This window comes from Pseudomonas sp. C32, assembly GCF_030417915.1.
In the GTDB taxonomy this organism is placed as follows: domain Bacteria; phylum Pseudomonadota; class Gammaproteobacteria; order Pseudomonadales; family Pseudomonadaceae; genus Aquipseudomonas.
Map to the genome: position 1 here is coordinate 125,903 of NZ_JAUHUK010000004.1, position 14,035 is coordinate 139,937.

Genomic DNA, 14,035 nt, shown 5'->3' on the forward strand with positions numbered 1-14,035 from the left:
TCGGTGGCCGCCTTCAATGTGAAGGAGACGACTTTGGCTGATCCACAATTGCTATCCAATGTGCGCGCCCTGGTGGGGCGCCAGTACGGCCGCGTGTATGCCTGGGACGAGGTCAATGCCCCGATGATTCGCCAGTGGTGCGAAGTCATGGGCGTGGACAATCCGCTCTATACCGACCCGGCGTTTGCCCTCGGCACCCGGCATGAGGGCCTGATCGCTCCACCGGCGATGTTGCAGGTGTGGACCATGGAAGGCCTGCACGCCAACAACTATCCGCCTGGCTCCACCGACGAGAACCCGTACGAGGTGCTCAAGGAAATGGAAGCCTACGGCTACGCCTCGACCGTGGCGGTGAACTCCGAGCTGAGCTTCACGCGCCCGGTGCGACTGGGAGAAAAGCTCTACTACACCACGCGCCTGGATGCGGTGGGCGATGAGAAAACCACCGCCCTGGGCACTGGTTTTTTTGTCACCCTGGTGATGAGCCACTTCGTCGAAAAAGCCGGTGGCGACGAGCCGGTGGGCGAGTTGCTGTTTCGCGTCTTCAAGTTCCGTGCGGCCAATGCCCAGGCGCCAGCCAAGGTTGAGTCGGCACCGGTCAAGGCCAAACGCCCGCTGCCGGGCATCAGCGACGACACCCGCTTCTTTTGGGAAGGCTGCGAGCAGGGCCAGTTGCTGATCCAGCGCTGCACCGCCTGCCAGACCCTGCGCCATCCACCGGCACCGGTGTGCATCGAATGTCACAGCTTCGACTGGGACACCGTGCAGGCCAGTGGCCGCGCCCAGTTGTATTCGTTCGTGGTGATGCACTACCCCGAAGTGCCGCCATTCGATTACCCCAACCCGATCGGCCTGATCGAACTGGAAGAGGGCGTGCGCCTGATCGCCGGCCTGGTCGGTATCGAGCGTGAGCAATTGCAGATCGGCCAGCGTTTGCAGGTCGAGTTCCAGACCTTCGATGACCAGCTGACCCTGCCGCTGTTCCGGCCGGTAGAGGCATAGGAGCCACCATGGATTTCGAATTGAGCGAAGACCAGCGCGCCATTGCGCAGATGGCTGACGGCTTGTTTGTCGACCATTGCCATGACGACTACATGCGCCAGTGGGACACCAGCGGCGAGCCGATGATGGCGCCGCTGTGGGCGCTGTGTATCGAGACCGGGCTGCATGCCCTGGCGATTCCCGAAGAACACGGCGGCAGCGGTCTGGGCATGACCGAACTGATGCTGGTGCTGCAAGCCCAGGGCAAGGCCCTGGCCCAGGTGCCGTTGTGGCGCCATCAATTGGCGGCCGCGACCCTGGCCCGTTTCGACGCTGGCGACAGTGCGGGCTGGGTTGCCAAGGCGGCGTCCGGCGAGGCGCTGCTGAGCCTGTCCATCGACGGCTTGAGCAGTGCCCGGGGCATTGAATTGCAGGCGCAAGCGAATGCCGGGGGCTGGTCAATAAATGGCCGGGTCGCAGCCTTGTCCCAGGGTGATTTGGCCAGCGCCGCACTGGTGCTGGTGCAGGCCGAGGGCCAGCCGCGCTTGCTGCTGCTCGATCTGGCGGCGCCCGAGGTTCAACGGGTGTCGGCAGTGTTGACCCACGGCGAGGCGGTGGCCGACCTGCACATTCACGGCTTGACCGTGAACGCCGCCGCGCTGTTGCCGATTGAGGCCGTCGCTTGGCTGGAACTGCGCTGCACAGCGGCATTGGCAGCCTTGCAACTGGGGGGCAGCGAAGAGCAGATCCGCCGTACCGTGGCCTACGTCAGCGAACGTCGACAGTTCGAGCGCAGCATCGGCAGTTTCCAGGCAGTGCAGATGAGCATGGCCGACACCCATATCGCCGTCGAAAGCTTGCGCACCGTGCTGTGGCAACTGGTTTACCGCATCGATGCCGGTTTGCCGTCGCCCAGCGAAGCCCTGGCTACCGCCTGGATTGCCTGCGAAGCAGGGCATCGCATCGGCCATGTCGCACAGCACGTGCATGGTGGCATCGGTGTCGACCTGACCTACCCGATCCACCGTTTTCTCTACTGGAGCCGTGGCCTGTGCCTTGCCTTGGGTGGCTCTGCAGCAAGCCTGGAACGCCTGGGCGACTGGCTCAACGATAACGACAAGCTGGGATGGAAATATGACCTCGAAGAACACCAAGCGCTTTGAAGACGTGCAACCCGGCGAAGTACTGCCGGAACTTGCCGTGCCGATCACGGTGACCCTGATCAACGGCGGCGCGATTGCCACCCGTGACTACTTCCCCGGTCACCACGACGCGGAAGCGGCCCGTACCCTGGGTTCGCCCCATGTGTTCATGAACATCCTCACCACCAACGGGCTGGTGCAGCGCTTCATCGAACAGTGGGCCGGACCGCTGGCGCAATTCACTGCGCTGAAAATCAAGCTCGGCGCGCCGAATTATCCCGGCGACTGCATGACCTTCAGCGGCAGCGTCAGCGCCCTCGATGCCGACACCCGCGCGGTGGAAATCACCTTGAGCGGCAAAAATTCCATGGGCAACCACGTGACCGGCACGGTCGCGCTGGTCCTGCCTTGACAGCCGGAGAGACACAGATGACTGATTCATCGATTTCCGGGCGTGCCGCGATCGTTGGTCTGGGCGCGACCGAATTTTCCAAAAACTCCGGACGCACTGAATTGCGCCTGGCGCTGGAGGCCACCTTGAGTGCGCTCAAGGACGCCGGCATCGATCCATCCGAGGTCGAGGGTTTCAGCTCCTACTCGGTGGACAAGGTCCCGGAGTACGAAATCGCCCGTTTGCTCGGTTGCAAAGACGTGAAGTTTTTCTCGCAAGTGCCCCACGGCGGCGGTGCGGCCTGTGGGCCGGTGATGCACGCGGCGATGGCGGTGGCTACCGGGATGGCGAAAGTGGTGGTGGTCTATCGGGCGATGAACGAGCGTTCCTGGTATCGCTTCGGTACCGGCAGCTACGGCTTCGCTTCGGCGCCGACTTTCGACAACGTCAACTACGGCTGGTACATGCCCCACGGCTTCCATACACCGGCCGCCTGGGTCGGGATGTTTGCCCAGCGCTACATGCACACCTACGGCGCCACCAGTGAAGACTTCGGCCGAATAGCGGTGGCGGCGCGGGATTTTGCCGCGACCAACCCCAAGGCGTTTTTCCACGGCAAGCCGATCACCCTGGAAGAACACCAGGCCTCGCGCTGGATCTGCGAGCCGCTGCACTTGCTCGATTGCTGCCAGGAATCCGATGGCGCCGTGGCGATGGTCATCACCTCGGCCGAGCGTGCCCGTGACCTGCGGCAGAAACCGGTGACCATCAAGGCCGGCTCTCAAGGCATCAGCCACGGCCAGCAGAGCATGACGTCGTTCTACCGCGACGACATCACCGGGTTGCCGGAGATGGGCGTGGTCGCCCGTGAACTGTATCGCCAGTCGGGCCTGGGCCCGGACGCGTTCCAGACGGCTGTGATCTACGACCACTTCACCCCGTTCGTGCTGCCGCAGCTGGAAGAGTTCGGCTTCGTCAAACGCGGCGAAGCCAAGGAATTCATCCGCGCCGGGCACCACGCCCGTGGCGGAAAACTGCCGATCAACACCCACGGTGGACAACTGGGCGAGGCCTATATCCACGGCATGAACGGCATCGCCGAAGCCGTGCGCCAGGTACGTGGCACGGCGGTCAACCAAGTGGCGGATGTGCAGAACGTGCTGGTCACCGCCGGCACCGGCGTACCCACCAGCGGCCTGATTCTCGGCGCAGCGTAAGGAGCACCAGATGTTCGTCGACCTCACTCCCGAACAACATGCCCTGCGCCACAAGGTGCGGGACTATTTCCAGGCCCTGATGACCCCGGACATGCGCGAGCAGTTGCGTGGCAAGGAAGGCGGCGAGCTGTTTCGCCAGACCATCCGCCAGATGGGTCGCGACGGCTGGCTCGCGGTCGGCTGGCCCAAGGCCCATGGCGGCCAGGGTTACGCCGCCACCGAACAGTTGATCTTCTTCGAAGAAGCCAACATCGCCGGCGCGCCGCTGCCGTTCGTGACCATCAGTACCGTGGGCCCGGCCTTGATGACCCACGGCAGCGAGTTGCAGAAAGAACGCTTCCTGCCCGGCATTGCCGCAGGCGAAATCATGTTCGCCATCGGCTACTCGGAACCGGAGGCCGGCAGTGACCTGGCGGTACTGAAAACCAGTGCCCGTCAGGATGACCAGGGCTTTGTGGTCAATGGCAACAAGCTGTGGACGTCTGGGGCCGAATCGGCCGACTTCGTCTGGCTGGCGGCCCGCACCGACCCGACCCAGGCACGGCACAAAGGCATTTCGCTGCTGATCGTCGACACCACGACGCCGGGCTTCTCTCACACCTTGATCCCCACCACCAGCATTCCGACCACGGCCACTTATTACGACAACGTACGGGTGCCCAACGAGATGCTGGTCGGTGAGTTGAACGGTGGCTGGAAGCTGATCACCTCGCAACTGAACCACGAGCGACTCGGCCTGGGTACCTGGTCGGACAAGGTAGTGGCGCTTTTTCGCCGGGTTTATCTGTGGGCGCGGGCCAGCGACGAGCAGGGGCGTCGGGCGATGGACAAGGCCTGGGTGCGCAGCTCGCTGGCTGAATGTTATGCGCGCCTGGAGGCAATGCGCCTGATCAACATGCGCATCGCCTCGGACCTTGAGCACGAGCGCATGGACGTGGCGCTGAGTTCGACCACCAAGGTGTTCGGCTCGGAATCGGCCATCGAGATCCTGCGCAAACTCGCGGCGGTCCTCGGCGCCAATGGCTCGATGCGCAGCGGTTCGGCAGCGACGTTGCTGCAGGGCGAGCTGGAATACGAGTTGCGCAGTTCGGTGACCCTGACCTTTGGCGGTGGCACCAATGAAATCCAGCGTGAGCTGATCGCCCAGTTTGGCCTCGGCATGCCGCGCACCCAACGCTGACGTTGGTCCATCAACAACAAAAACCGTACCCGCCCCGAATCCGGGGCGAGTCGAAGGGGACTTTCATGAGCACTATCGAGCAATTCAGGCACGATACCCGTGCCTGGCTGGAGGCTAACTGCCCGCTGTCGATGCGCACCGGCATGGCTGAAGGCGATGTGGTGTGGGGCAGCCAGAACCCGCAGTTTCCCTGTGAAGACGCACGCTTGTGGTTTGAGCGCATGCGCGACAAGCGCTGGTTCTGCCCCGAGTGGCCCGAGGAATACGGCGGCGCCGGTCTAAGTGACGAACAACTGGCAGTGCTGGAAAGTGAGATGCGCCGTCTCAAGTGCCGGCCGCCGCAGATTAACCTCGGTATCTGGATGCTTGGGCCAGTGCTGCTGGCTTACGGCAGCGAGGAACAGAAACGCGATCTACTGCCACCGATTGCCCGCGGTGAAGTGCGTTGGTGTCAGGGTTTCTCCGAGCCGAACGCCGGTTCCGATCTGGCCAGCCTGAAGATGGCCGCCCGCGATGCCGGCGATCACTTCGTGGTGGACGGCAGCAAGATCTGGACTTCTTACGGTGACAAATCCGACTGGATGTACGCCCTGGTACGCACCGACTTCAGCGTGCCCAAACACCAGGGCATCAGCCTGATCGTGCTGGACATGCGCAGCCCCGGCGTCAAGCCACAGCCGATCGATTTGATCAGCGGCAAATCGGCCTTTTGTCAGGTGTTCTTCGACAGCGTGAAAGTGCCCAAGAGCCAGCTGATCGGGCCGTTGAATGGCGGCTGGAACCTGGCCAAGTACCTGTTGCAACACGAACGCAAGGCGATGTCGAAATTCGGCGAGTTCAGCCTGCCGTCGCACTTCGACCTGCTGGCCCTGATGCGCGAATACGTGCCGGCGCCCCGGTCCCAGAGCGAGCACGCCCTGCAGGCGCGGGCCACGGCCTGTGCGATGAACGAGCATGCCTACAACCTGACCGTGCAGCGCATGGGCGAAGAGGCTCGGGCTGGCGACGACATCGGTGGCCTGATGTCGATCATGAAGCTGGTGCACACCGAACAGGAACGCGACAAATTCGAAGTGCTGCTCGATGCCATGGGCGGGGATGCCTTTGGCTGGGAGAGCGCGGCATTCAGCGAGCAGCAACTGGCGGTGACCCGCGCCTGGTTGAACAGCTATGCGCTGACCATTTCCGGCGGGTCCTCGGAGGTCCAGTTGAACGTCATCGCCAAGCGCGTGCTGGGTTTACCCGACGCTAAAAAAGGAGTTACCCCATGAGCCTGCGCTATAGCGACGAACAACGTTTGCTGGCCGACAGTGCCCGGGATTTTCTCGCCGCGCGCAGCCCGGTCAGTGCCCAGCGTCGACTGCGCGATGACGCGGTTGAGGCGGGTTTCGATGCGCAGTTGTGGCAGGGCGCGGTCGATCTGGGCTGGAGTGCGATTCCGTTTCCGGAAGACTTTGGCGGCCTGGATTTCGGTTGCAAGGGCCTTGGGCCGATCTTCGAATCCATGGGCCGCAATCTCTCCGCAACGCCGCTGTTGTCCAGCGTAGTCCTCGGCGGTTCGCTGGTACTTCTGGCGGGCAACTCCGCGCAACAGACGCACTGGTTGCAAGCCGTGATCAGTGGTGAACAGCGCCTGGCCCTGGCCGTGGACGAACAGTCGCGCCACGACCCGAGCCGCATTGCCCTAACGGCTAAAGCCGAGGGGCAGGGCTATCGCTTGCACGGCGACAAGTTCTGGGTGGTCGACGGGCTGGGTGCAGATGCCTTCGTGGTAGCTGCGCGCACCGCCGGACAACCGGGCGACACGCACGGCATCAGCCTGTTCCTGGTGCCAGCCGGTACACCGGGTTTGACCGTCAGCGCCTTGTCGCTGATCGACTCGCGCAACAGCGCACGGCTGCAACTGGACCAGGTGCAATTGGGCAGCGAAGCGCTGCTGGGCACCCTGGGCGAGGGCTGGGCTGCGCTGGAAACGGTGCTGGACCGTGGCCGCACTTGCCTCGCCGCGGAGCTGTTAGGGATGGCCGAACAACTGTTCGAAACCACGCTGGAGTACCTCAAGACCCGCGTGCAGTTCGACACGCCGATTGGCACCTTTCAGGTTCTGCAACATCGTGCCGCGCAAATGTACATCGACCTGGCGCTGAGCCGTAGTGCGCTGATGGCTGCGTTGGCGACTCTGGATGACGCCGGCCACGACGCAGGGGCACGTGCGCGACTGGTCAGCCTGGCGAAATGGAAGGCCGGCGACACGGCAATCAAGGTGGCCAACGAAGCCGTGCAGATGCACGGCGGCATTGGCGTCACCGACGAGCTGGATGTCGGCCTGTACCTCAAGCGTGTCCGTGTGGCGCAGAGCTGTCTGGGCGACCGGGATTTCCATTGCGAGCGCTATTCCGCCCACGCGTAGAACCTGTAGGCAGTCAACTCCTGTAGGAGCGAGCCTGCTCGCGATAGCGGTGTAACAGGCGGCATTTATATCGACTGACACGCCCTCATCGCGAGCAGGCTCGCTCCCACAGGGATGTCGCTTGACCGACTGACATTGGCCCACTTGCACGCCATTGGGGGCGCTACCCCGGCTGTCCTGGAGAAAACAATAATGAGCATTGAACGCTGGCAAACCGCGTGGCGGCAACTGATCGCCCCCGGTGCGCCGTTTGAAGTGGTGACGCCCGATGACGGCGCTCCACGCTTCTTCCGTCACGCCGCGCACGACCTGTTGCAGGTGCTGGACACCGGTCGAGTCCATGGCGACCGTGAGTTCCTGATCTGGCAGTCGCAACGCCTGACTTTCAACCAGTTCTACGATCAGGTCGATCGCCTGGCCGGGCAGATGGTTGCCCGCTTTGACTTGCAACCGGGCGAGCGGGTGGCGATTGCCATGCGCAACCAGCCGGCGTGGCTGGTGGCCTTCGCCGCTATCCAGCGCTGCGGCGCGGTGTGTGTGCCGCTCAACAGCTGGGGGCTGCGCGATGAGTTGCAATACGCTTTGCAGGACAGTGGTTCGCGCCTGTTGCTGTGTGACGAAGCGCGCCTCGAAACCCTGCGCGCAGACCTCGCCCGTGAACAGCGGGCGACGATTGTCGTCGGAGCCCAGGCAGGGTCGTTGCCCGAGTATTGCCTGCGTTTCGAAGACCTGATCGGCGCTCCGGCATTGCCGGTGCCAACGCTGGAAATCGATCCCGATGCGCCGGCGCTTATCCTCTACACCTCGGGCACCACCAGCCGCGCCAAGGGTGCAGTGTCGAGTCACCGGGCCATCTGCCAGGCGCTGTTTGCCCTGGATTTTCAGGGCGCGTTCTGCGCCATGAGTTCGCCTGAACGCATCGGCGTGGTGATCAACAGCGGCTACCCGCCGACCACACTGGCAGCGGTGCCGATGTTCCACGTCAGCGGCCTGCATGCGCAGTTCCTCTCGGCCCTGCGCGGCGGACGGCGGTTGCTGCTCATGTACAAGTGGGATGTGGAGCAGGCACTGGACCTGATTCGTGACGAGCGTTGCACCCAGTTCAACGGGGCGCCGGTGATGATGCAGCAACTGCTCGCCTCACCGCGCTTTGGCGGCGAGCACACCGCCAGTCTGTTCGGTTTGGGGCTGGGTGGTGGAGCGGCGTCCGCCGGGGTGTTGGACAACATGCTCAAGCTCAAGCCCGATGCCATCGGCGGCGCCGGCTACGGTCTGACCGAAAGCAACGGCATCGGCGCTGCCATCGGTGGCGACCCGTTCATCTACAAGCCGGCAGCGGCGGGGTGGGCCTTGCCGATCGTCGATATTCGCATTGGCGATGATCCGCACCGACCGCAGCCTGCGGGCACTCGCGGGGTGATCTGGCTGCGTTCGCCGACCTTGATGAGCGCCTACTGGAACCTGCCTGAAGCCACCGCACAAAGCCTGCGCGACGGGTGGCTCGACACGGGCGATATCGGCTACCTCGACGATGAGGACTTCCTCAGTATCACCGGCCGGGTCAAGGAGTTGATCAACCGCGGAGGCGAGAAAATTTCCGCCGCAGAAATCGAGACGTGCGTGCTCGATATGCCCGGTGTCCTGGAAGCTGCGGCGTTCGCCATCGCCGATCCGCTACTGGGTGAAACGGTGGGGCTGGCCGTGCATGGTCAGGCTTCGACGCTGCCCCAGCAAGCGCAAATCTGCGCCTTCATCGCCCAGCGCCTGGCCGCCTACAAAGTGCCGGCGCAGGTCTATCGGGTACTCGAACCCTTGCCACGCAACGCCACCGGCAAGGTGCTCAAGGCACAGCTGCAAGAAAAGTTGGGCGCATAGCGCTGCCTTAGTCTTTCCGGACGATGTCGGGGCCGGCAGAAACCGAACAATGGGTCCATCCACACAGCCTTATCAGCGAAGGAGGCATCACATGAAAATAACAAGAACAGGTCTCATGCTCGCGGTCGCAGTCACAGCCAATAGCGGGCTGATGGGTTTTGCGCACGCCGCGGTGTCACCTCAGGAAGCAGCCAAACTGGGCAAGGAGCTGACCTGTGTCGGCGCCGAGCAAGCCGGCAATGCCGAGGGCACCATTCCGCCGTACACCGGCAAGTACCTGGGTGAAGTCCCGGGCTGGAATCATGTGAAGTTCTCCGGCGACCAGCCGGTGGACCCCTATGCGGCGGAGAAGCCGATTCTGGTGATCACTGCGCAGAACATGAGCCAGTACGAGTCGCACCTGACCGAGGGCCAGAAGGCGCTGCTGAAGAAGTATCCGACCACCTACAAAATGAACATCTACCCGGGCCATCGGGATTTCCGCTATCCGGATTATGTGTGCCGCCGTGCGATGGACAACGCATTGCAGGCCAAACTGGTCAATGACGGTGCAGGTTTTACCGGGATTGGCCAGGTGCCGTTCCCGATTCCCAAGAACGGCATGGAATTGCTGTGGAACCACCAACAGCCGGCGCGTGCCTACACCGAGGAAAAAACCACCGATCTGGCTTCGGTCCTACCCAATGGCAGCATCGGCTGGGGGCGTGCATATGCCCGTAACCTGGCATTGGCCAATTCACCCAGTGCCGACTCCAGGACCGAAGACAAGATTTCGGCCATGAGCAACAACATGACCCTCAAACCGGCCCGTGACAACGGCACGCTGAGCATTTCGCACGAACCCTACAACTTCGGTACGGACTCACGCCAGGCCTGGTCCTACAGCCCATCCACCCGCCGCGTACGGCAACTACCGGGCTACGGCTTCGATCAACCAATGATTGGCACCAACGGCACCATGACCGTCGACGAGGACCGTTTGTTCAACGGCACTCCGGAGCGCTTCAACTGGAAGCTCATTGGCAAGCGTGAAATCTACAGCCCGGCCAACGCCTTCAAGCCCAACACCGCGTCGATCAAATATGCCGACATGCTGACCCCCAACCATCCCAACCCGGAGTTCATGCGTTATGAGTTGCGTCGCGTCTGGGTGCTGGAAGCTGACCTGAAGGAAGGCTATCGCCATGTCTATGGCAAGCGTGTGCTGTTCATCGACGAAGACACCTGGAACTCGGTCATGGCCGACAACTACGATGCCCGCGGGCAGCTGTGGAAGCACGCCATGGTCAACTACTACTACCACCCTGACATGAGTGGCTGGCAGGCCGGGTCGCAATTCTTCATGGACTTGAATTCAGGCCAGTACACCGGTTACGGCATGACCAACGAGTCGAAGAAGGGCCCGATCCTCAACGAAGGCAAATTCACCCCGGACCAATACACCGCGGATGCGGCGCGGGCGATCGGGCGGTAACGACTTCGGCAATACCCGCTACAAGTAAAGGCCTCGCCGGGTAACGGTGGGGCCTTTTTGGGTTGGGTTCTGCAATAAGGTTATTCGATAGCAGGAGGATTTACCTGAGACAGATCAGCACGATGCTCTTGTTTTCCCGAGATGCCGTGAAGAACCTTTTTTTGCTGGTCAGACGCGTTCTTTCAACAACGTCCCATTACCTGTAGCAGCTGGCGTTAGTTCAGGGCTAGACATCTTCGTTGCGAGCAAAAAACCCAGTCAGCGCGATTACACGCTGACTTTCAGGTTGTCAGTCAGTTGATCGGCTGAGAGGTGATCGACCATTGGGGATCCAGTGGGCCGATGATCTCCAGCAGCCGTTTGTAACCGGTACGGAGAATGCGCCATTCGCCTTGTATCTTGATGTAGCTATCCTCATAGATCGCGCTGCCGTTAAGCAGGGTCTGCTTATCGAGGTTGATGAACAGGTCGTTGAGGTACCAGAGGCCAGTGGCTTCATCACCGTTGACCACGATTTCCGGGGTGTGGCCGTTGTGCATGCCGAAACGGCGATTGGTGAAGTTGGTGCGGTAGAACTCGATGGCCTGCTCCAGTCCGTTGAGTTCGAGCTGGTAGGTCGGGCTTTGAAAGCTGATCCTCACCTCGGGGGCGAGGATGCTGCGCAGTAGTTCGAGGTTACAGGTATCGATACCTCGAAAATAGCGGGCCTTGAGCTGTTTGATCTGCTCGATGGCAACGAGATCCAGCATGTTATTCAACTCCAAGGGGAAGGCGATGGCCACACGGGTACCGTGTGGCCGCTGGAAAGAGGCGACGTGCTTGTCGCCTTGAAGTGCTTAGCAGGGCAGAAAGTGGCCGCCGTTGACGTCCAGTTGTGCGCCGGTAATGACCTTGGCGTAGTCGCTGGCCAGGTACAGGGCGGCCATGGCGCAGTCGTTGTCTTCGGGGATCTTGCGCAGTGCAATCTGTTGGGCGACCTGGTCGACCAGCGACTCCATCGGGACACCCAGGCGCCTGGCTTCGCTCTCGAAGTGGCCGATGACCGGCGCGCCCCACATCCAGCCCATGAAGGTGGAGTTGACGCGGATGCCGAACGGGCCAAGATCCTGGGCCAGGTACTGCACGGCGGTTTTCAATGCACCCTTGGAGACGGCATAGCCGGATTCCAGTTGGTTGGGGGTGCGGGTGGCCATGGTGTTGATCATGACGATGCTGCCCGACTTCTGCTTCTTCATCTGCGGCAACACGGCCTGGGTCATGTGCATGGTGCCGAACAGGTTGACGTCCATCGCGTTGCGCCAGTCGTCCATTGACGACTCGGAGGAACTGCCCCAGGCGCCATGGGCGTAGGCAGAGTTGATCAATACGTCGATCTGGCCGAAGTGCTCGATCGTCAGGTCGGCGAGCGTCTGGCACTGTTCGGCCTGGGCAATGTCGGTGGGGACTTTCAGCACAGGAGTGCTGTAGCCGGCGTCGCGGATGGCCTGTTCAGCCTGATCCAGCTTGGCCGGGGTGCGGGCGGCCAATACCACGGCCTTCGCCTGATACTCCGCGGCACGCACGGCCAGCTTGATGCCGAGGCCAGGACCGATACCGGAAATGATGACGACTTTATCTTTGAGCAACATGGCAATTACCTTCTTATTGTTCTGGTAGGGAATGGGGCGTTCAGGTGCGACTGGCGTGCAGTTCTTCGGCACGTCGTTTCAGATCCAGGGCCATCTGGTCGAAGCCGGTTTTTACCCAGGCTCCGTGTTCACGCATGATCGTGTCCTGGTTCAGGCCCAGGAAAATGTCAGTGGTGAAATAGCTGCAGCGGTTGGCATCGATGGCCTTGATGTACTGATCGCGGCGGGCGGCGTCCATGTTTTCCGGGACGGGGCGCTGCTCCCAGGACAGCAGTCGCTCGGGGTCGCAGGCCACGAGGTATTCGAAGACCGGAACGGTTTCGCCGGTATCGGGCGTAAGTACCTGCATATGCACCTCGTCGCCGATCTGCAGGCCGCACTGAATGTTCGGGCAGAAGCTGTTCCACTGGTGGTAATTGTCCAGATCAATGAGCACTTCCCAGACCACCCGGGCGGGGGCATTAATTTCCACCGTGTGGGAGGTCACTATGTTTTCTGCTCTGGCCATGACTGTCTCCTGTTGTGCATTCAGTTGATGGGTTTGGAGGTGATCTGCAGCTGTTCACTCAAGGGCTGGATAGTCTCGAGCAGGGTTTCGTAGCCCGTCTCGGCGATCATCCAGCGCTCGCCGCGCTTGATGTAGCGATCCTGGTAGATCGCACTGCCGTGCATGTGGGTGTTTTCCTCGAGGTTGATGAACACGTAGCTCAGGTACCAGAGGGCTGTCGCCTGGTCGCCATCGACTTCGATTTCCGGGGTGTGACCGTTGTGGGTGGCCAGGCGGGTTTTGGTGAACGAGGTGCGATAGAAGTCCAGCGCATCGCCCAGGCCATTGACGTGGAACTCGTAGGCAGGGCTCTTGAACGACAGGGCGACGTCCTCGGTCAGCATGCCCTGGAGCATCTCGATGTTGCAGGTGTCGATGGCGCGGAAATAGCGCGCCTTGAGCTGTTTGATCAGCTCGATTGCTTCTAGATCCAACATGTGAAGCCTCCTTGGGGCCACTCAGGCACTGAGCTGGTACTCGCTGGTGAGGATGCAGTCGATCTTCTGGAAGTCGATGAATTTGCTGGTCGATTCGTACATGGCTTGCTGGCGCTGCGCGCACTTGTCCGGGTCGCCCAGGGCGGCGAAGAATCCTTGCGGATTACCGATGGCCTCGGGCGGGAAGTTCTCTTCGACGATGGCGTGCAGCACCGGTGCGCCGAAGGTCAGCGCGCGTACCACGGTGTTCTGCCGGTAGCCGAAGATCGATTGCAGCGGATAGGCATTAGGCCCGTGTCCGTTGCGCCAGGTGTCGTACCAATGCTCGTAGCTCATCCGGTCTGGCTTGTGCAGCAACGCCACCTGATTCATGCCGGGCGTGCGCTCGCCGACCGGCACCCGATACTGGGCGGCACGGGGCTGGCGCTCCTCGGGATACGGCTCGGATTCCACCACCAGATAAGCCTCCAGGCGGCGGGTCTTGGGCGCCACGAGTGCCTGGATGGCGGGCCATTGCGAGGCACTGTCCAGCCACAACGAGAGCAACCCGTCCAGGGGCACGGCGCTATTGGTGATGCGCTGCGTCGAGGCGGCGGCCACCGCCTCGTCGACCAGCATCACGCGGAGGTTTTTTGCACCGGCTGCAGTCAATGCGTCGCGCAGGTCGAACAAATCCGCACGCCATTGCCTGGCGTTGGGTTGTGTCGGCTTCCACAAGGTCAAGATGATTTTTTCCATGATTTCTCCAACCTG

The 14,035-nt window shown here is 61.9% G+C and carries 14 protein-coding genes; 9 read left to right on the forward strand and 5 right to left on the reverse strand.

The genetic code is table 11. The features are described from left to right. Positions 1-33 precede the first annotated feature (33 nt). The 9 genes from QYH43_RS06095 (at position 34) to QYH43_RS06135 (ending at position 10,670) form a co-directional block, all read left to right on the forward strand. Positions 34-1,002 carry a bifunctional MaoC family dehydratase N-terminal/OB-fold nucleic acid binding domain-containing protein gene (locus QYH43_RS06095; protein WP_301156646.1) on the forward strand — a complete coding sequence of 323 codons (969 nt, stop codon included), beginning with the start codon at positions 34-36 and terminating at the stop codon, positions 1,000-1,002. A gap of 8 nt (positions 1,003-1,010) precedes the next feature. Then, positions 1,011-2,144 carry an acyl-CoA dehydrogenase family protein gene (locus tag QYH43_RS06100; RefSeq protein WP_301156647.1) on the forward strand — a complete coding sequence of 378 codons (1,134 nt, stop codon included), beginning with the start codon at positions 1,011-1,013 and terminating at the stop codon, positions 2,142-2,144. Then, positions 2,116-2,535 carry a MaoC family dehydratase gene (locus tag QYH43_RS06105; protein WP_301156648.1) on the forward strand — a complete coding sequence of 140 codons (420 nt, stop codon included), beginning with the start codon at positions 2,116-2,118 and terminating at the stop codon, positions 2,533-2,535. Before QYH43_RS06100 ends, QYH43_RS06105 begins: the two co-directional genes overlap by 29 nt. Positions 2,536-2,552: 17 nt before the next feature. Then, positions 2,553-3,731, forward strand: coding sequence for a lipid-transfer protein (locus tag QYH43_RS06110; RefSeq protein WP_095059634.1), 1,179 nt, complete (start codon positions 2,553-2,555; stop codon positions 3,729-3,731). Positions 3,732-3,741: 10 nt separating this feature from the next. Beyond that, the gene (locus QYH43_RS06115) at positions 3,742-4,911 is read left to right on the forward strand and encodes an acyl-CoA dehydrogenase family protein (protein WP_095059633.1); all 1,170 of its coding nucleotides are present in this window, start codon (positions 3,742-3,744) and stop codon (positions 4,909-4,911) included. Between the two features lie 65 nt (positions 4,912-4,976). Then, on the forward strand, positions 4,977-6,182 hold the full coding sequence (locus QYH43_RS06120; protein WP_095059632.1) for an acyl-CoA dehydrogenase family protein: 1,206 nt from the start codon (positions 4,977-4,979) through the stop codon (positions 6,180-6,182). After that, on the forward strand, positions 6,179-7,321 hold the full coding sequence (locus QYH43_RS06125; protein WP_095059631.1) for an acyl-CoA dehydrogenase family protein: 1,143 nt from the start codon (positions 6,179-6,181) through the stop codon (positions 7,319-7,321). Before QYH43_RS06120 ends, QYH43_RS06125 begins: the two co-directional genes overlap by 4 nt. A 192-nt stretch (positions 7,322-7,513) precedes the next feature. Continuing rightward, positions 7,514-9,196: a class I adenylate-forming enzyme family protein gene (locus QYH43_RS06130; protein WP_095059630.1), complete on the forward strand. Its 1,683-nt coding sequence runs from the start codon at positions 7,514-7,516 to the stop codon at positions 9,194-9,196. 91 nt (positions 9,197-9,287) lie between these two features. Then, positions 9,288-10,670 (forward strand): DUF1329 domain-containing protein, encoded by a 1,383-nt coding sequence (locus QYH43_RS06135; RefSeq protein WP_301156649.1) that lies wholly within the window; start codon positions 9,288-9,290, stop codon positions 10,668-10,670. Positions 10,671-10,963: 293 nt separating this feature from the next. Here QYH43_RS06135 and QYH43_RS06140 read toward each other — a convergent pair whose 3' ends face one another. From QYH43_RS06140 to QYH43_RS06160, 5 genes are all read right to left on the reverse strand, one after another. Further along, positions 10,964-11,419 (reverse strand): nuclear transport factor 2 family protein, encoded by a 456-nt coding sequence (locus QYH43_RS06140; RefSeq protein ID WP_095059628.1) that lies wholly within the window; start codon positions 11,417-11,419, stop codon positions 10,964-10,966. 87 nt (positions 11,420-11,506) lie between these two features. Beyond that, a complete protein-coding gene (locus tag QYH43_RS06145; protein ID WP_301156650.1) occupies positions 11,507-12,298 on the reverse strand; it encodes an SDR family oxidoreductase in 792 nt (263 codons plus the stop codon). 40 nt (positions 12,299-12,338) lie between these two features. After that, on the reverse strand, positions 12,339-12,806 hold the full coding sequence (locus QYH43_RS06150; RefSeq protein WP_095059626.1) for an SRPBCC domain-containing protein: 468 nt from the start codon (positions 12,804-12,806) through the stop codon (positions 12,339-12,341). A gap of 20 nt (positions 12,807-12,826) precedes the next feature. Continuing rightward, the gene (locus QYH43_RS06155; RefSeq protein WP_095059625.1) at positions 12,827-13,282 is read right to left on the reverse strand and encodes a nuclear transport factor 2 family protein; all 456 of its coding nucleotides are present in this window, start codon (positions 13,280-13,282) and stop codon (positions 12,827-12,829) included. A 21-nt stretch (positions 13,283-13,303) separates the two neighbouring features. Continuing rightward, entirely contained in the window at positions 13,304-14,020 is a 717-nt protein-coding gene (locus QYH43_RS06160) for an EthD domain-containing protein (RefSeq protein ID WP_095059624.1), read from the reverse strand. Positions 14,021-14,035 lie beyond the last annotated feature (15 nt).